The following is an 18,456-nucleotide window of genomic DNA, read 5'->3' as shown; positions in this document are numbered from 1 at the left end:
CGTGCTAACCAAAGTCAAAAAGACCTTTTTAGTGCCTTCGGCACGTTGATTTAGGTGCGGGCGTCCCGCTGGACCTTCCTTTCTTGTGTGGCCAAGAAACGAAGCCAAAGAAGGCCACCCCACGAAACACGAAAGCCCCTGCGCTGCGGACAATCGAGTCGGCGGCGGGCGGGATTGGCTCGTTCCTCGCTCCCTTGCCGAAACCCCGCCCCGCTTGTTCCTCACTCCGGCGTGTTTCAAGGGGATTGTAAAAAGCCCTATGCAAAGAGCGTGGTTGTTGTGCTTTTTTGCTGTTTGCTAATGAAAAAAATTGGCTAACGCGTATGGGGGTGTACTCGCCCTACGATGATTAAATCTAAATACTTGTGCGTGCGCTACTTAGCCTCCTCCCCCGAAGTGGGAGAAGGGCGATTCCCAAGGGCTAGGGGAGTGCGCGCTTTCTGCTTCTGCTAAGCCACTGCACAAAATCATCCACAAAGGTAAATACCACCGGCACCACCAGGAGGCTGAGCAGGGTGGAGGTGATCAGGCCGCCGATTACGGCAATGGCCATGGGCGATCTGAAGCTGGGGTCGATACCGATGCCCAGTGCAATCGGCAACATACCTGCGCCCATGGCGATGGTGGTCATGACGATGGGGCGGGCGCGTTTTAAGCCTGCGTCCATCAGCGCGTCAAAGCGGCTCATGCCGTCCCGGCGGGCGACGATGGCGTATTCGACCAGCAAAATGGAGTTTTTGGTGGCGATGCCCATCAGCATAATCAGGCCAATCAGCGTAGGCATAGAGAATGAGCTTTGCGCGATTAAGAGCGCTAAAAATGCACCGCCTATCGATAAAGGCAAAGCCGCCAGAATGGTGACGGGCTGCATAAAATCTTTAAACAGCAGCACCAGCACCATATAAATGCAGAGCACGCCGGTGAGCATGGCGATGCCAAAGCTGGCGAAGAGTTTTTTCATTTCTTCTGCATCACCAAAGGCTGCACGCTCTACGCCCTTGGGCAGTTGCAGCAGGCTGGGTAGCTTATCGACTTCTGCGCTCACATCCCCTAGCGAGCGTCCGCTCAGCTCGATATCAAAAATCACATTTCTGGCTCGATCGTAGCGATCAATCTGACTAGGGCCGGACGATAAGGCTACGCTGGCTACTTCGCCCAGCATCACATCGCCATTTTTGCCCGGTACTTTCAGCTGCTTGATTTGCTCCAAATCTTTGCGTGTGCTGTCGGGCAGGCGCACCACGATGGGGATTTGCCGCTCGGGCAGATTAAGCTTGGCAACGTGGGTGTCAAAATCGCCGACGGTAGAGATGCGAATCGTGTCCGAGATGCTGGCCATGTTGACGCCTAAATCAGCCGCACGGGCCAGATCTGGCCGGATGCTGACTTCGGGGCGCACCAGGCTGGCGCTTGAGGTTACCGCGCCTACGCCTTGAATCGTGCGCATATCGCGCTCCACATTTTGCGCCGTGGCGACCAAGGTGGCGGCGTCGTCACCTCTTAAAATAAGCTGGAATTTTTCCCCTGATCCACCAAGGCCCACACTCAGGCGCACGCCTGGAATATTTTTGAGTAAGTCACGTAAACGCGATTCGATAATGATTTTTTTATTGCGCTCGGTACGCTCGCTTAAGGTGAGGGTTAGGTTGGCTTTGTTCACTTCGGTGACGCCACCAGCCGCAAGGGGATCGGCCCCCGCTCCGCCGCCGCCGATAGCGGTATAGATGCGAGTGATGGATTTTTCGCTGCCAAGCAAGACACGAGCGCGTTCGGCAACGGCACTGGTTTCTTCCAGTGTGGCTCCTGGCGGCAGCTCAATCTTGACCAGCGTTTGTGATCGATCATCAGGTGGAATAAAGCCGGTAGGCAGCAGCGGCACCAACATTAAAGAGCCGATAAAAAATAGCAGCGAGAACAGGGTGGTGAGCTTGCGATGCCTTAAGCACCAGTCCGCCAGTTTTAAATAGGCCAGCATCATGCGGCCTTCTTTATGCTCGTGCGTGATGGGTTTGAGGATATAAGCCGCCATCATCGGCGTCAGTAAACGCGCCACAATCAGGGATGCCATCACGGCCAGCGCCGCTGTCCAGCCAAATTGCTTAAAGAATTTACCTGGAATCCCCGCCATAAATGCGGTGGGCAAAAATACGGCAACGAGGGCAAACGTCGTGGCAATAACGGCAAGGCCAATTTCATCCGCCGCTTCCATGGCGGCCTGATAGGGGGACTTGCCCATGCGTAAATGGCGGACGATATTTTCGATTTCTACAATCGCGTCATCAACCAAAATCCCGACGACCAGTGCTAAGGAAAGCAGCGTCACGGTATTTAAACTGAAGCCTAAATAAGCCATGCCAATAAAGGCGGGCAAGATAGACAGCGGTAAGGCGGCGGCAGAAACCAAGGTGGCGCGCCAGTCGCGTAAAAACCACCATACCACCAGCACCGCCAGCAGGGCGCCTTCCCAAAGCAGCTTCATCGATCCGTCAAAGGATTCCTGTACTGGCTCGGCCATATTGTAGGCTTCGGTAATGGTGAGGCCCGCGTTGGCAGCTTTAATCTTTTCCAGCGCCGCGTGAATGCCTGCGGCAACTTCAATTTCACTTGCCCCGCGTGAGCGGCTGATTTCAAAACCCACCACAGGCTTGCCATCGAGAAGAGCAATCGAACGGCGCTCGGCGGTGGTGTCGGTAATGGTGGCAACCTGATCGAGGCGGATGCTGCGGCCATCGTTCAGAGGGAGTGTCATCTGGCCTAATTCGCCCGCGCTTTGCACGGTAGACAGCGTGCGGATTGCCTGTTCGCTGCCGATCAGATCGCTTCGCCCGCCAGATGAATCACGCTGGGTTTGTGCCAGGCTGCGGGATATATCGGCAGCGCTCACCCCTAAGGCTGCGAGGCGTGCAGGGTCGATTTCTACCCGCACTTCACGGTTAATCCCTCCTACACGGGCAAACTTACCCACGCCAGAAACGGCCCGAACTTCCCTGCTGATTTTGTTATCCACCAGCCATGAAAGAGCTTCTTCGCCCAATGTATTAGATGCTACGGTAAACACCAAAAACGGCACGCCAGAGAATTCTACCTTGCCAATCACAGGGTCTTTCAGGTCGCTGGGCAGATCACCGCGTACGCCACTGACCGCATTACGCACATCTTCTACCGCTTCGTTGACGGGTTTTTCCAGTACAAATTCAACCGTCAGCATCACGCTGCCGTCTTGAATCTTGCTGTAGACGTGTTTTACCCCTTGCAGGGCGGAGACTGAGTTTTCAAGCTTTCTGGCGACTTCGCTTTCCAGTTGAGCCGGAGCAGCCCCTGGCTGTATGGCCGTGACCGTGACCATAGGCAGCTCAATATCGGGGAAGTCCTGCACCTTCATGCTTTGAAAAGACAGCACACCGGCTAAAGACAGTAAGACAAATAACATAATGGCCGGGATGGGGTTTCTGATCGACCAGGCAGAAAAATTCATTACTTATCCTTAAGGGCGTGGCTTAGGGGATTGCTATGTGTTTTTGTAGGGCGGGTGAGACCCGCCGTTTTCCTATCATTTCATGTCAAAGCTCGGCGGGTTTCACCATCTAAGCTAAGCAAAGTCAAAAAGAACTTTTTAGTGCCTTCGGCACCTTGATTTTGGAGCGGTAGCCACCGCGGGGCATAAGTATCTACACAATTCTTTTAGAAGAAAAAGGTCACCGTAGGGTGGGTTAGGCCGCTCTTGATTCTCATTAGGGGGGCTGATTTATTTCGGCCGTAACCCACCATGGCACTGCGCTGCGGTGGGTTACGGCCCGGATGCGGCAGCGCCCATATTTAGTGCATTTTCTGGCCTAACCCACCCTGCGGATACGGTAAAACAACCTGCTTCAAGCCTTGCTTTCCTCCGTGAAACTCCGTGTCCTCCGTGTTTCAAAATTTGGGTTTTATTGTTTTGGCATTCGCGGCTGTTTATTTGGCAGCAACCACTTTCACCACATCGCCGTCGGCTAAGAATCCTGCGCCGCTGGCGATGATTTGGGCGTCTTTGCCGACGCCGCTGACGGCCATGCTTTGGCTGTCTTGCCTGCCTAATGTCACGCGCTGCATTTTGACTTTGTTGCCTGCGCCCAGCACAAATACATGGGCAAAGCCGTCGCGCATGACGATGCTGTTGCCGGGCAGGGTGAGCACATCGCCCTGGCCGGTTTGTAATGCGCCTTTGGCAAACATGCCGGGCTTGGCGGTATCGAGTGAGGTGTTTTGCAGGTCGACATACACCAGCAAATTCCGCGTGCGGGCATCCACGGTGGGAGCGGCTTTGCGGACTTTGCCGTTTACCGACTGGCCATTGGGCAGGGTGATGCTGACTTGTTGGCCGTTTTTGATGCGTGCGGCATCAACCGCGCTGACTTCGGCGCGCCATTCCAGGCGGCTTTGCCGGATTAATCTAAATAGCTCTTGCCCAGGCTGCACAACCGCGCCCACGGTGGCACTGCGGGCAGAAATCACGCCATCATCCGGGGCGCTTACCTGGCTTTGTTTGATGCGTAATTGCTGGGCGGCAAGGCGGGCTTTGGCGGCTTGCAGGCGGGCGGCTGCGGCTTGTTCTTGTAAAACAGATTGCTGGATTTGCTGGCTGCTGAGCGCGCCATTGCTGTCGAGCTTGCGAATACGCCCGGCGTTATCTGTGGCTTCATTCCATGCTGCTTCTGCTTCTGCTAGGGCGGCTTGCTGCTGAGCCAGCTCGATTTTGAGTGTGTCGCTGGAAAACTGCGCCAATACCTGGCCCCGCTTCACCACATCGCCGATTTGCGCTTGCACTTCGGCCAGTGCATAGCCGCCAATTTCTGCACCAATGACGGACTCTTGCCATGCCTCGATATTGCCATTGGCATTCACCACCACCGGCCATGTTTGCTTCGCTGGTGAAACCACCGTTACGGTCATCGCGGGCCGTGTGGCTTCGGTGGCCTTGGCAATGCTTTTAGGCATGGCAATCAGTGCGATCACCCCGCAAAGCACAAGGCCGGCGCAGATCGCAGTCAGCTTGGGGTGTTGCTTGAGGATACGCATGGGGTGCAGCTCCAATTTATCGGGGGCATATTGGTGTATTTGTTATCCGGCGTACGGTGCTTCGGGTACAGCCAGATGTTTAATGTTGCTGGTGTAACAGACCGGGCGCTGTGCAGCGGCTTGCATGCCCTGTGAAGCCAGTTCACCTGTTGTTTTGTGTGCTTTTTGTTATCGCTGCGCTCTGTGTCTGCTGATCTTTTTGTTCAGCAATATTCGGCGCTTTTCCGCCCAGCGCTTTGTAAAGTGCAATCCAGTTGGCGTTTTGTTCTCTTTGCAGGGTGAGCAGGCGGCTTTGGGCGGCCAGCTCATAGCGCTCTGTTTCTGCTGCCTGCAGCTGGCTGGCGCTGCCGACTTTATAAAGTGCCTGGCTGGCTTTGAGCTGTACGCGGGCAAGGCTGAGCTGCTGCTGCAGTACTTGGGTGCGGCGCTGGCTGTCATCCAGACGCAGCATGTTTTCTTCTATTTCCCGCACCGCCTGCCTGGCCAGCTGCTGGTAGCTGTAAATCGCTTGCTGATAGCGGGCCATGGCCGCATCTTGTTTGGCGCTCAGCTCACCTGCATTAAACACGGGGATATTAAAGTTGATGCCAAACGACCAGTTGCGGCTGTCTAAATTAATGCCTTCACTGAGCTGGCAGCCCACGCAAATCATGCCAAGTAAAGAGGCCGATGGATAACGGGCCACTTCTTTGACGGCCACTTCTGCTGCAGCTGTTTCCAGTAATAAGGCTGCGCTTTTAATATCAGGCCGGTCTGCAAGCACTTCGGCCGGGATGCTTTTAACAGCCAGCGCGGGGCGGCCGGGCATCATGCCTGCCTCTGGCGCAAGCATGGTTTTAAGGGCGTCTTCCTGCGTGCCCGTTATGGCCACCAGCGCTTTGAGCGTCACGCCGCATTGGGTTGCGATATCGCTGGCCTGAAAGCGGGCTTCGGCTTGTTCGTGATCACTTTTGGCCGCATCCACAAGGCTGGCCAGGCCCACATCCAGCTTGCTGTGCATCAGTCTGGCGCTGAGGATATGGGATTCTAAAATCTGTGCGGATATAGCCTCTTGCCCTTTGCACGCCCGGTAAGCGGTCAGGGTGTTTGCCAGCTCCGCAGCCAGGCTGGCCGCAGCCTGCTCGTAGGCGTTTTCATTGCTGCTCAGGTTGGCATAGACGCCTTGCCGGGCTGCGGCAATGCCGCCCCATAGATCAAGTTCCCAGCGTGCATCCAGCCCTGCATTGGCTAAGTTTTTAGCTGATTCCGCATTGGGCAGCGAGTTCATCCCTCGGCTATAGCCAGTCGTGGCGCTGATATTGGGCCAAAGGTGTGCGCCGATGGCGGCCGCTTCTGCGCGTGCTTCGCTAATTTTGGCCTTGGCCTGCGCGATATTGGGGTGGGAGGCGAGCGTGTGTGCGAGTAAAGTATTCAGGCTTGCATCTTGCCAGCTCGCCCAGCTATTTTGTACAGAGGCACTACTCTGATGAGGGCTATTCCATTCGCTTGCAGCCGGGGCTAACTCCTGAGGAGATGGTTTGGGGATATTAACGGCGCAGCCAGCAAGCAGACTGAGGCTGGCTACCCAGTGCAGCTGCTTGATGGTTAGGCTGTGTAATGCAGGCAACATACAAAACCCCAGGCGACATACGGTTGGAATGATACTATTTTTGGGCACGATTTATGCCCAGCAGTATGCTAATTGAGTCGCCAGTGTCAGGCAACCAAGGTTTGATTTTTGTTAAGTATATTTTTATTCTTACATGTAAAGAAATATTATTGAGTGTGCAGTGCATGCTTATGTTTTAATAAACAGGGCTAATCATTTATCTTGCCCCGTGTTGTAAATTTAAATGTGGCAAGCGCTCGCCTGATTTGGCGTCTAATGCTAATCTTCGTGTAGTTTTATTACAGGATTTGTTCGATGGCAAAAGGTAATCTTTTTGTGGTGACTGCGCCTTCAGGTGCTGGAAAAACCACACTGGTCGCAGCGCTTCTTGCCGCAGACCAAAATGTACAGCTTTCAGTATCTTTCACTACCCGTGCCGCGCGCCCAGGTGAAGTAGACGGAAAGGATTATCATTTTGTAAGCCGTGAAGTGTTTGAGCAAATGATCCATAACGGTGATTTTCTGGAGCACGCCGAGGTGTATGGTAATTATTATGGCACCTCGCAGACATGGATTAATACGGCAATTGCGACTGGCCGCGATATTCTTTTAGAAATCGACTGGCAGGGCGCTGCGCAAGTTCGCCGCCTGTTCCCGGAAGCGATTGGTCTGTTTATTTTGCCGCCTTCGGTAGAGATTCTTGAGCAGCGTTTGAAAAATCGCGGCAAAGACAGCGATGAAGTGATTGAGCGCCGGATGCGTGTGGCAAAAGAAGAAATCAGCCACGTTGAAGAGTTCGATTATGTGATTGTGAATGAACATATCGATGAAGCAGTGCGCGATATCGTGAGCGCAGTAAGGGCAGAGCGCCTGAAGCTGCATCGTCAAAGCACGCGTCATCAAACCCTGATCAGCAGCTTAAAAGCGTAATGATTCAGCCTGCTGTGGCAGGCATTGGTCATGCCCGCAGTGCTTGCCTGATGGCGTGATAAGCTGTTTTTTTGCGGGGGCCGGGGCTAATCGCTGACGGATTGCATGGTTTTCTGATAGAATCAAGGGTTAGTCGCACGGTTGTGCGCATCATCCATATTATTTCCAGGGACAACGCCATGGCTCGAGTTACCGTAGACGACTGCCTCAACCGCATCGAAAATCGTTTTGATTTGACATTAGCAGCAGCTTATCGCGCTCGCCAAATTGCAAATGGTTCTACTCCACAGATCGAGCACAATGGCCGTGAAAAGCCAACTGTACTTGCACTGCGTGAAGTGGCCGCAGGTTTGGTTAGCCGCGATATTCTGATTAAGCGCTCTTAAGCTTCTTCCGGCCCGGCTGTATGCCGGGCCTGTTTTATTTTGGGCCCGATTATGGAAATGCTGCTGGCAGATATTGATTTACCCGAGTTGGCGAGTACCGCCCCGGAAGTGTTCGCCGATGCAAATCGCTTTCTTTCCCTGAATACCTCCTATTTAAAGCTGGAAGACCGGCAGTTTCTGGCTGCGGCTTTTTGCTTTGCTGATGCCTCGCACCGGGGCCAGGTTCGCCGCTCTGGCGAGCCTTATATTTCCCATCCGCTTGCGGTGGCCACCATTCTTACCCAATGGAAGCTCGACGCTCAGGCGCTGGCTGGCGCTTTGCTGCACGATGTGATGGAAGACAGCGGTGTTACCAAACTTGAACTGACTGAAAAGTTTGGTAAAACAGTTGCCGAGCTGGTCGATGGCATGAGCAAAATCGACAAGCTGGAGTTCCAAAGTAAAGAAGAAGCACAGGCCGAGAATTTCCGCAAAATGCTGCTGGCGATGGCGCGTGATTTGCGTGTGATGCTGATTAAGCTGGCTGACCGCTTGCATAATATGCGCACCATGGATGCCATGCGTCCGGATAAGCAAAAGCGGATTGCCCGCGAAACTATGGAAATTTACGCGCCCATTGCCAATCGTATTGGCCTGAATAGCGCGTATCAGGAATTAGACGATCTTGCATTTAAATATCTTCACCCTAATCGCTATGGTGTTTTATCCAAGGCATTAAAAGCCGCCCGCGGTAATCGCCGCGAAGTGGTGGGCAAGATATTAGATTCAATTAAAGACAAACTGGCCGCAGCTAAAATTGAAGCCAGCGTAACGGGCCGCGAAAAAAACCTCTATAGCATTTACCGCAAAATGCAGGAAAAACAACTCAGTTTTTCTGAAGTGCTGGATATCTATGCATTTAGAGTAATTGTCAAAGACGTACCCACCAGCTATCTTACGCTGGGCGCATTGCATGCTTTGTTTAAGCCTATTCCAGGCAAATTTAAAGATTATATTGCGATTCCCAAAGCCAATGGCTATCAAAGCCTGCATACCACGCTCTTTGGCCCTTATGGCACGCCGATTGAAATTCAGATTCGCTCGGGTGATATGCACCGTATTGCCGATGCGGGTGTGGCCAGCCATTGGATGTATAAAAGCGGCGACGAAGGTTTTTCTGATGTACAGAAAAAAACCCATCAATGGCTGCAATCTTTATTAGAAATGCAAACCGAATCAGGTGATGCGGTTGAATTTTTAGAACATATTAAAGTCGATTTATTCCCCGATCAGGTGTATGTATTTACGCCTAAGGGCAAGATTTTTAATATGCCCGCAGGATCCTGTTGTGTTGATTTTGCCTATGCCGTGCATTCAGATATTGGCGACAGCTGTATTGCCGCAAAAATTAATCATGAATTAGTGCCATTACGCACGCGCTTAAAAAATGGTGATCAGGTAGAAATTGTTTCTGCCGTGCACGCACGTCCAAATCCATCTTGGTTGACGTTTGTGACTACGGGCAAGGCACGTTCGCATATTCGTCATTTCCTAAAAAGCCTGCGCTTTGAAGAATCTGTATTATTGGGCGATCGTTTACTGGCTCAGGGTTTTGCCAGCCTGAATCAGCCTTTGCAGCAGGTGAGTGATGATGTGTGGGAGCGCTATTTAAAAGAAAATGGCGAGAAATCCCGTGAAGTTGTGAAGGCCGAACTAGGCCTTGGTAAACGGCTGGCGATGGTTGTGGCCAAGCGTTTATTGCAATTAGCCGGTAATTGGCAGGAAGAATTAGCTGGCGGGCGCAAAGTAGCCGCCGTGGCTGTGCGCGGCAGTGAAGGCATGGCGATTCAGTGTGCGCGATGTTGTAACCCGATTCCGGGCGATCCAATTTTAGGCTTTGTTAAAAAAGATCAGGGCCTCGTGATTCATACCCATGATTGCCCGCAAATTGCCCATGGCCGTATTGATAGCGAAAAGCTGATCGATGTGGAATGGGATGCCGATGTGAATCGCCTGTTCGATGTGCCCGTACGTATTCTGGCGCAAAACGACAGAGGCACCCTGGCGGCGATTGCCACGGCCATTGCAGAGGCCGATGCCAATATTACTGCAGTGGCCACGCAAGAGCCTGAGGGCTTTTCTGAGCGCTATATGCAGATTCAATTTACCTTGCAGGTTAGCAATCGCACGCATCTGGCCAAGGTAATGAAAAACCTGCGCCAATTGCCTTCGGCTTATCGGATTCAAAGAATGCGTTCATAAGAGCGCAGGGGCATATTTCTTTTTACTTTCTGAACTAAATCATGAAAATCTCAATTAATGGCGAAGCCCGCGAATTTGTGGCCCCTCTTTCCCTGCTTGATCTGATTGATTTGCTTGAACTCAAGGGCAAACGAATTGCGATCGAGCAAAATGGCGAGATCGTTCCTAAAAGCCAGCATGGCACTACTTTTCTAAGTGAAGGTGATGTTTTAGAAATGGTCGTGGCCGTAGGCGGGGGCTGATTATTACTTCGCAGCCCGGGTTAGCGTTGGCGCAGCCCGGTATTGTCTTCATTTATAAGAGGCGTCTATGTCGGATCAATTTCAAATTGCGGGTAAGGCTTACCAATCCAGATTGATTGTTGGCACAGGTAAATATAAAGATTTTCAAGAAACGCGTGCCGCGGTGTATGCTTCTGGTGCAGAAATTATTACGGTGGCCATTCGCCGCGTAAATATTGGCCAGGATGCCAGCCAGCCATCTTTACTTGAGTATTTGCCGCCGTCGCAATTTACCTATTTGCCCAATACTGCAGGCTGTTATAACGCCACCGATGCTGTTCGTACCCTGCGCCTTGCGCGGGAATTGCTCGACGGGCATAAGCTGGTCAAGCTTGAAGTACTTGGGGACGCCAGTACGCTTTACCCCAATGTGCGCGAAACACTGATTGCTGCAGAAACGCTGGTTAAAGAAGGCTTCGATGTGATGGTTTATACATCGGATGACCCGATTGTGGCTAAAGAGTTGGAAGACATCGGCTGCTGCGCCATCATGCCTCTGGCGTCTTTGATTGGCTCGGGCATGGGTATTTTAAACCCATGGAATCTGCGGCTGATTATTGAATCGGCCAAAGTGCCGGTGCTGGTTGATGCGGGTGTAGGCACGGCGTCCGACGCGGCCATTGCCATGGAATTAGGCTGCGACGGTATCTTGATGAATACCGCGATTGCGGGTGCAAAAGACCCCGTACTGATGGCCCGGGCGATGAAGCTGGCTGTGATGGCAGGGCGTGATGCATTCTTAGCGGGCCGCATCCCAAGAAAGCTCTACACTGCAGACCCAAGCTCACCGGTATCAGGCTTGATTGCAGCGAAGTAAATAAATAAACAAACCCAAATCTTGAACCACGGAGGACACAGAGGACACAGAGTTACACGGAGAAAACCAATCGTGCTTTATCAGCAAAGGGTTCAATTCAAAACTGTTTTTCTCCGTGGGACTCCGTGATCTCCTTAACTCCGTGGTTAAAGATTTGGGTTTTGTTATAAAATAGGTTTAATTAGAAAATACGCCGCGTGATGCGGCGTTTTTGTTTGCAAGGAACTGAGAAATGGAACACCCAAATTATATGCGCCGTATTCGCAGCTTTGTGCTGCGCCAGGGGCATTTATCATCAGGCCAGGAGCGGGCAATCGCTGAGTTTGGTGAAAAGTTTTGCATCTCTTATCAGCCAGCGCTGATTGATCTGAACGCTGCATTTGGCCGTACTGGCCCTAAAATTCTGGAAATTGGTTTCGGTATGGGCGGCCCGACGGCTGAGATTGCCACGAATAAGCCAGAAACCGATTACCTTGGCGTAGAAGTGCATACCCCGGGTGTGGGCAGCCTGCTTAAATTACTGGGCGAGCAGGGCCTGCAAAATGTACGCATCGTGCAGTATGATGCGGTTGAAGTGCTGGAGAAAATGCTTGCAGCAGATTCCCTTGATGGCGCGCATATTTTCTTCCCTGATCCATGGCATAAAAAACGCCACAATAAACGCCGCCTGATTCAGCCTGATCTGGTGAAGCTGCTGTGCTCCCGTATTAAAAGCGGCGGCTATGTGCATCTGGCCACTGATTGGGAAGACTACGCCATCCAGATGCTGGAAGTCTTATCCAATGAACCAAGCTTAAAAAACACCGCAGAAAGCTACGCCGAGCGCCCGGATTATCGCCCGCTCACCAAGTTTGAAAACCGCGGTATCAAGCTGGGCCACGGCGTTTGGGACTTGGTGTTCCGTAAAATTTAATTATTTGTAGGGCGGGTGAAGCCCAATCCTATCAACTTAAGCAGAATTCGTAGGTTGGGTTAGCGGGCTTTATCGCGTAACCCAACCTACAAAAGCATCGCATAACGCTCCGGCTTTGCTTAAGTTGATAGGATTAGGCTGAAGCCCCATATGCGCTAACCAAATTGTTTTTTCATTAGCAAGCAGCGAAGAAGCATAGTAACCACGCTCTTTGCATAGGGCTTTTTAAAGTCCCCTTGAAACACGCCGGAGCGAGGAACAAACGGGGCGGGGGATCGCTTGGGAGCGAGGATCCAGCCAATCCCGCCTGCCGCCGACTCGATTGTCCGCAGTGCATGGGTTTTCGTGGTTTTGAGTTTGTCGCTTGGCTTCGTTTCTTGGCGAAGCAGAAATCATAGACTTCGTGGTGGCTAACCGCTCCAAAATCAACGTGCCGAAGGCACTAAAAATTCTTGTTTTTGATTTTGGTTAGCGCACTTGGTGTTTCCCCCACCTCACATTTCCGCCTTTCCTACGCTTAATGGTTTATTTCGCAGAAAACGGCTTTATTTTTCCTGATTCTTGCCGATAACGCAGTGATGGGCCTGCTCTTTAGTCAGATAATGCAGGGCGGCCGTTATGCTAAAGTTAATTCAGCTCTAAAGATAAGGCGGTATAAAAATGCGGATCAAACATATTCTGGTGTCGCTTGCGACTTTGCTGGCTGTGAGCTCGGCTTTTGCTGAAGAAGGGCTGGTAAGCGCTGCTGGTTATGGTGCCCCGCCTCAAATCGAGGGCTTATCCGGCGCGCAGCGCCGCCTAATGTCGATGCGTGCCTCAAAGCTGGATGCTTATCGTGCGCTGGCCGAAACAGTGCAGGGGTTCAGATTGGCAGGTAACAGCACGGTGGCGGCTTTGGCGGTGCAAAATGATAGCTTCCGCATTTATGTTGATGCCTATCTTCGCGGTGCGCGGGTGGTTTCGATGAATGCCTTGCCAGAAGGCGCTTACGAGACCGTATTAGAGTTAGACATGTCTAAGCTGGTGGCAGAATCATCCAACCAGAATTATTTTGCGATGCGGGGCCGTTAATTGCTTAAAGCTTGTGTGCTCTTGCTTCTGGCCTTTCATGCCTGTGCTGCAGAAATTGAAGGTTTATCCGCAATCGGCGTGGGAGGGATTCCTATGGCGAGGCAAGAGGCGATTCAGGATGCCCTGATGCAGGCTTCATTGTGGAATGGGGCTAAAGTTGAGGCGAGCAGCCACGTTGAAAATGGCCGGGTCAGTGAGCTGCAGCGCGTCTACCCCGTACAAACGCTGGACCGGTATCAATTATTAAGGGAGTGGCGTGAAGGCAGTTTTTATCATGTGATGATAGAAACGAACCCTAAGCCAGAGCCTGTTCCTGCAGAAAAAACAGCGGCCTCTCTACCGGCCTCTGTTGCAAATGCAGGCAGCGCACCGCAGGGATTGGCAAGGCAGCCTGTGCGCGAATGTGCACAATCTGATTTTGCCTATCGGAAAAAACTGCTGCTCGCGCATTTTCAGCTGCAAAACCCCGTTGATGCCAACGATATTTCCCATTTTCAGGATGGTTTGCAGCAAGAGCTGAGCCGTATGTTATCGGCTTCGGATCATTATTTGCCACAGCGCACGGTGAATGAGGCTGCTTTTAATTTGCAACCCGGTTTTTATGATCCGGTTTTGCAGCCAGAGCGGGTCAGAGAACTGGCGCGCCGCTATGGCACTCAATTTGTAGTGGGTGGCGTGATTCGCGATCTGGGTGCTTCTGGTGAGCAGATCGGGCTTGCATGGGGAAATGACGTCCGCACTGGCGAGCGTAAAATTAGCCCGAATATTCCTATGCTTAAATTTAATGGCTGGGTGCCGTCACTGGCCGAGCTGGGCGTAAAAATCAGTCCTTCTTCACGCCGTTTTGAGGCCGATGTCTATGTGTTTGATGGTGCCAGCGGGGCGTTATTAAAGCAGCAGCGCTTTGCTGATTCGGCGAGCGGGGATGTGATTCAAAGCAGGGATAATGTGTTTGGCTCACGCCGCTTTTACGAAACTGATTTTGGTAAAATGGTTGAGAAGCAGCTGGAGCAAATTGTGGCAGGTGTGGATGATGTTCTGGCCTGCCAGGCTTTTGCAGCAAGGATCAGCCGGGTAGAAAAAGACCGTATTTATATCGATGCCGGAAGCACTGCAAGAGTAAATAAAGGCGATAAATTGCAATTATTCAGGGTAAGCGGCCCTAATCAGTTAGTGGCTGCTGTGAATGGGGACAGTAGCATGTCTTTAGGCACGCCAGAGTCGTTGCTGAGTGCGGTAACCGTTACCCAGGTTCAGCCTTTATTTGCGATCGCAATTTTAGAAAATGGCAGCATCTGCCCGGAAGTGGGTGATTACGTGCGTTTTAGTATGAAGGAATCAAGATGAATGCCCTGCGTGTTGCAATTGCGCTTAGTTTATTACTGATCATGAGCTGCGTTGAAGCGTCGTCTTATAACTCAAGCCGTCACATAAGAAAACCCGGGCATTCACGGGCGAAAGCCGCCCATGCACCTGCAGCAGCACATAGTGCCCCCAGAAACAATGGCCCCGTTGTGATGGCGAGGCCGGAGCCCCATGTACAAACTTTACCCGCCACAATGCTGACCCGCTCTGCTGTGATGCCAGGGGCTGTGCCCGCTGCTGCCGAGCCAAAATTAAGCACCAGTCAGGAAAACGAGCTGCGCTGGCGTTTATACAGCTACCCATAGTATGCTTTTGCTCTGCTCATTCTCTCAGAATAAGCGCATGACTCAGGAGCATTTGCTCTGCTGTAGCTGTGCTCCTTTTAGCTGATTGTTCAGTTTCTCCAGCTTTTGCTGCTGATCTGCAGAAACCTTACGTAAAGCAAAGGTGACATGGGTTGGGCTGTCGTCCCGCTCTCTGACGACGGCAGATTTCACGCCCTGCTCCTTAAGCTCATTTAAACGGCGGTCTGCACCTTCACGGCTGCTGAATACCCCAAGCGAGATGGCATTCTGCCAGCGGCCACCATTATTGATGACGTAATAGTCCTGCACGCCCTGATCGTTAAGCTGCTGTGCTTTTTTCTTTGCAAGCTCAATATCAGTTTGTGGCGGGATATAAACCCATACTTTGCCGCTGACGACAGTTTCTGTGCTGCTGATGCCCAGTGCTTTTAAGCGGGCCCGCATGGTATCGGTTTGCTCCTGGCCAATGCCATTCCAGCGCATGCAGGCCGTTACGATCTCTGCTTTGGGTGCAGGGGTGGGTGTTGGTGTTGGTGTTGGTGTTGGGACTGGTGTGGGTTTGGGTGTGGGTTTTGCAATGGCAGCGCTGGCGGCTGCAATTTCGCGCGCCTCAACCGGTGAGGCTGGCCGGCTAACAACTTGTACAGGCAGGCTGGCAATCAGCTTTACTTTATCTGCATTGATCTCCGCGTTTAAGCGCGGTGCGGCAACGGGCCGTGAAGGATAGCCCCAAAGCAATAGATTGGCAGCCAGTAACAGAGCACAAAACCATTTCATGAAGCGTTATTCCGGGCTAGGGCTGCAAGGCCGTGCAGCACCAGCTGCTCGGCAATGATGGGTTGATAAGCGCTTAAAAGCGGAGCAATTGCGGCGGCATCTCCGCCCGATAAAATACAAAGCGGTGTGTCACCCCGTAAAGACAAGCGGGCATGCATGGCCATAATACTGCCAGCCAGAGCGCTTAAACAGCCGGTTTGAATGGCATCGGTTGTGCAGCGCGGAAAATCATGAAAAGCACCATCACTGACTGTTAAACGCTCTGTTTGCTGTGCTAATGCAGATTTCATCAGGCGTAAACCGGGCAGGATCATGCCGCCTAAAAATTCATTATCTTCGGTGAGTGCATCCACTGTAAGAGCCGTTCCAGCGCTGGCGATCAACAGGGCTTTATCAGGAAACAGGCTGCGCGCGCCTAAAACCGCAGCCCAGCGATCCGGCCCCTGCTGCTCTAAATAGCGATAGCCATTTTGGATGCCCAGTGCTTCACGGCTGACTTGCAACCATTCAATGCTACGCTGCCACTGTGCCCCGCAAAACTCATCCAGCCGGGTAGCAAGCTCAGGCGAGCCTACCGTGCAGCCATGAATAATATCGGGCTGGGGCAGGGCAATTAGCTGCTGTAGCAGCTGATTAAAATCGGTATTGAGGATGAAGCCTTCTGTGGAAAGAATATCGCCTTCACGATAGGCCCACTTAATGCGCGTATTACCCAGATCAATTAAGAGCATTTTCATGATGCGTTTTCCCTGCGTAAGCTCACATCGCCTGCATAGGCTATTTTTAAGCCATCTTCTCCTGCCATTCTTAATGCGCCATCTTCTGCCACACCAATAATACGGCCACGGTTTTCTTTGCCATCAGGCGAAATCAATCTTGCCTGTTCGCCTTGCCACAGATGCCGTGCCTCCCATTCGGCCCGGAGCGGCGCAAAACCATCCTGATCAAAGCGGGGCAGAATATCGGCCAGCTCGTTTAATATGGCCGCAAGCAGGGCATTTCTATCGGGCACAGGGCCGGGGCAATCGCTGAGGTCGGCGGCATGATCGGCATTCAGGCGCTCAGCATCAGACAGGCGCAAATTTAAGCCAATCCCAATAACCGCATCGGCCGGGCCCAGGGCATCGCCTGACAGCTCAATTAATATACCCGCCAGTTTGCCTTTGGCGCAGAGCACATCGTTGGGCCATTTCAGCCCCATGCCCGCGTAGCCTTTTTTCTCAAGCGCTCTTGTGAGTGCAATGCCAACGGCAAGGCTTAAACCCGCCAGCCGGGTCATGCCGCCACTAAAACGCCAGACAAGGGAAAACAAAAGGCTGCCGCCTAAGCTGCCAACCCATTGCCGGCCCAAGCGCCCCCGGCCGGCATTTTGCCATTCGGCAGCCAGCACGGTGCCCGGAGCGGCATTATCCTGGCGCAGCGCCCGGTTGGTCGAATCAATTTCATCGGTTAATTGCAGCTTAAAAGGGCTGTGGGGGGTGAGCTGGCGGCTGATTTGATCATGATCCAGCCACTCAAGGGTTTGAGTGAGTTTATAGCCCACGCCATGGCGGCGCTCCAGCTCAACGCCGTAATCGACGCTGCGTGTCAGTGCGCCGGAAACCGCGGATCTGGAGATATTCAGCTGCCTGGCAATGGCTTCACCAGAGGTAAATTCATGGGCCTTAAGCTGACGAAGAAGTGTAAGTGTATGCAACATGGCGACATTCTAGCGGCAAGCAGAGCTAAGCTCCACCTGCTTGGCTGCATAAGGCGTAAAGGAGGCTTAAATGAGTTGGAAAAGGGGCGATAAATTGATCCGCTGCGGGGCATCAGATTGTTTCAGCGCCGCTTATGGCTGCTGATCACGCAGGATTTTTTCCAGCAGGCCACGCACAACCGAGGGCTCGAAGGGCTTGTCACAGATTCCGGAAACGCCTGCCTGGGTCACTGCGGCAAGCCGGCCTCCGTCGCTTTCAGATGAAACCATCAAAATGGGAATATTGCTTTGCCAGCTGTTTTTACGCACAAACTCGATCAGCTCTTTGCCATCCATTTCGGGCATATTGTAATCGGTGATGAGTAAATCAAATACCGATTCTTCCAGCATTTGCACGCCTTCGTGCCCATTGGCCGCCTCTTTGATATTACGAACGCCCAGGTTTTCCAATACTTTCTTCATATAATTACGGGCGGCTTTTGAATCATCCACCAGTAAAACTCTCAGCATATCCAAATCCAGATCATCCTGATCCAGCGTTAAATCTTCAGAAAGATAATCAAGGGAAACGCAAAGCGCGTGATCAAGATTTTCAGAGGTAAAGGGCTTGGGAATAATCGCACAGGCTCCCAGCTGGCGCAGAGGCTCCAGCACTTTGGGCTGGGTTTCGCTGGAAATCAGTACAAAAGCAATATCCTGGGTATCCGGGTTATTACGCAGCTGGGTCAGTAAATCAATGCCCGTCATATCTTTTAAATAGAGGGCGCTCAGGATTAAATTTGGGCTGTTATCTGTTTTGAGTGAAGCAAGGGCCTGGGACGCCAGCTCAAAAGAAATGATATCGCTAATCCCGAGTAATTTAAGTTTGGCAGTAATCAGTTTATTCTGTGCTGGTGATGGTTCCAGCAAAATAACCCGTAACTCGCTGATAGAAAAGTGTTTAGCCATGATTTCTCATCCAAAAATTACTTTTCTTTATAGCTGGCTGTCGCAGTTTTGTTAGATAAAATAAATACGGATCAACTTTT

16 protein-coding genes are annotated in these 18,456 nt (G+C 52.1%); 9 read left to right on the top strand and 7 right to left on the bottom strand.

Features of this window, described 5'->3' with window-relative positions; translation table 11 throughout:
* Positions 1 to 421: 421 nt before the first annotated feature.
* From CSQ88_RS10010 to CSQ88_RS10000, 3 genes are all read right to left on the bottom strand, one after another.
* The gene (locus CSQ88_RS10010) at positions 422 to 3,475 is read right to left on the bottom strand and encodes an efflux RND transporter permease subunit (RefSeq protein ID WP_099397962.1); all 3,054 of its coding nucleotides are present in this window, start codon (positions 3,473 to 3,475) and stop codon (positions 422 to 424) included.
* Positions 3,476 to 3,951: 476 nt separating this feature from the next.
* Entirely contained in the window at positions 3,952 to 5,055 is a 1,104-nt protein-coding gene (locus CSQ88_RS10005; protein ID WP_218963062.1) for an efflux RND transporter periplasmic adaptor subunit, read from the bottom strand.
* Positions 5,056 to 5,197: 142 nt separating this feature from the next.
* Positions 5,198 to 6,664 (bottom strand): efflux transporter outer membrane subunit, encoded by a 1,467-nt coding sequence (locus CSQ88_RS10000; RefSeq protein ID WP_099397961.1) that lies wholly within the window; start codon positions 6,662 to 6,664, stop codon positions 5,198 to 5,200.
* A gap of 294 nt (positions 6,665 to 6,958) precedes the next feature.
* Between CSQ88_RS10000 and gmk the strand changes: the two genes are divergently transcribed.
* From gmk to CSQ88_RS09955, 9 genes are all read left to right on the top strand, one after another.
* A complete protein-coding gene (gene gmk / locus CSQ88_RS09995; RefSeq protein ID WP_099397960.1) occupies positions 6,959 to 7,573 on the top strand; it encodes a guanylate kinase in 615 nt (204 codons plus the stop codon).
* Positions 7,574 to 7,752: 179 nt separating this feature from the next.
* Complete coding sequence (gene rpoZ / locus CSQ88_RS09990; protein WP_046351075.1) at positions 7,753 to 7,959, top strand: DNA-directed RNA polymerase subunit omega; 207 nt, start codon at positions 7,753 to 7,755, stop codon at positions 7,957 to 7,959.
* Between the two features lie 57 nt (positions 7,960 to 8,016).
* Positions 8,017 to 10,200 carry a bifunctional (p)ppGpp synthetase/guanosine-3',5'-bis(diphosphate) 3'-pyrophosphohydrolase gene (locus tag CSQ88_RS09985; RefSeq protein WP_374700464.1) on the top strand — a complete coding sequence of 728 codons (2,184 nt, stop codon included), beginning with the start codon at positions 8,017 to 8,019 and terminating at the stop codon, positions 10,198 to 10,200.
* Between the two features lie 41 nt (positions 10,201 to 10,241).
* On the top strand, positions 10,242 to 10,442 hold the full coding sequence (gene thiS / locus CSQ88_RS09980) for a sulfur carrier protein ThiS (RefSeq protein ID WP_099397958.1): 201 nt from the start codon (positions 10,242 to 10,244) through the stop codon (positions 10,440 to 10,442).
* Positions 10,443 to 10,509: 67 nt separating this feature from the next.
* Positions 10,510 to 11,298: a thiazole synthase gene (locus CSQ88_RS09975; RefSeq protein WP_099397957.1), complete on the top strand. Its 789-nt coding sequence runs from the start codon at positions 10,510 to 10,512 to the stop codon at positions 11,296 to 11,298.
* Positions 11,299 to 11,530: 232 nt separating this feature from the next.
* The gene (gene trmB / locus CSQ88_RS09970; RefSeq protein WP_099397956.1) at positions 11,531 to 12,211 is read left to right on the top strand and encodes a tRNA (guanosine(46)-N7)-methyltransferase TrmB; all 681 of its coding nucleotides are present in this window, start codon (positions 11,531 to 11,533) and stop codon (positions 12,209 to 12,211) included.
* Between the two features lie 660 nt (positions 12,212 to 12,871).
* Entirely contained in the window at positions 12,872 to 13,282 is a 411-nt protein-coding gene (locus CSQ88_RS09965; protein ID WP_099397955.1) for an LPP20 family lipoprotein, read from the top strand.
* Entirely contained in the window at positions 13,283 to 14,629 is a 1,347-nt protein-coding gene (locus tag CSQ88_RS09960; RefSeq protein WP_099397954.1) for a flagellar assembly protein T N-terminal domain-containing protein, read from the top strand.
* Positions 14,626 to 14,952, top strand: coding sequence for a hypothetical protein (locus tag CSQ88_RS09955; protein ID WP_099397953.1), 327 nt, complete (start codon positions 14,626 to 14,628; stop codon positions 14,950 to 14,952). The genes CSQ88_RS09960 and CSQ88_RS09955 overlap by 4 nt, the downstream gene beginning before the upstream one ends.
* A 42-nt stretch (positions 14,953 to 14,994) precedes the next feature.
* On the opposite strand, the gene CSQ88_RS23570 is transcribed toward CSQ88_RS09955, so the two are convergent.
* The 4 genes from CSQ88_RS23570 to CSQ88_RS09935 form a co-directional block, all read right to left on the bottom strand.
* Positions 14,995 to 15,729: an SPOR domain-containing protein gene (locus CSQ88_RS23570; protein WP_099397952.1), complete on the bottom strand. Its 735-nt coding sequence runs from the start codon at positions 15,727 to 15,729 to the stop codon at positions 14,995 to 14,997.
* Positions 15,726 to 16,466 (bottom strand): type III pantothenate kinase, encoded by a 741-nt coding sequence (locus CSQ88_RS09945; protein WP_099397951.1) that lies wholly within the window; start codon positions 16,464 to 16,466, stop codon positions 15,726 to 15,728. Before CSQ88_RS09945 ends, CSQ88_RS23570 begins: the two co-directional genes overlap by 4 nt.
* A complete protein-coding gene (locus tag CSQ88_RS09940) occupies positions 16,463 to 17,428 on the bottom strand; it encodes a biotin--[acetyl-CoA-carboxylase] ligase (RefSeq protein WP_099397950.1) in 966 nt (321 codons plus the stop codon). The genes CSQ88_RS09945 and CSQ88_RS09940 overlap by 4 nt, the downstream gene beginning before the upstream one ends.
* A 132-nt stretch (positions 17,429 to 17,560) precedes the next feature.
* Positions 17,561 to 18,376 carry a response regulator gene (locus CSQ88_RS09935; RefSeq protein ID WP_099397949.1) on the bottom strand — a complete coding sequence of 272 codons (816 nt, stop codon included), beginning with the start codon at positions 18,374 to 18,376 and terminating at the stop codon, positions 17,561 to 17,563.
* Between the last annotated feature and the right edge of the window lie 80 nt (positions 18,377 to 18,456).

The sequence above is a fragment of the Iodobacter sp. BJB302 genome (assembly GCF_002735645.1).
GTDB lineage: Bacteria > Pseudomonadota > Gammaproteobacteria > Burkholderiales > Chitinibacteraceae > Iodobacter.
This window is presented reverse-complemented; position numbering and strand designations above follow the sequence as displayed.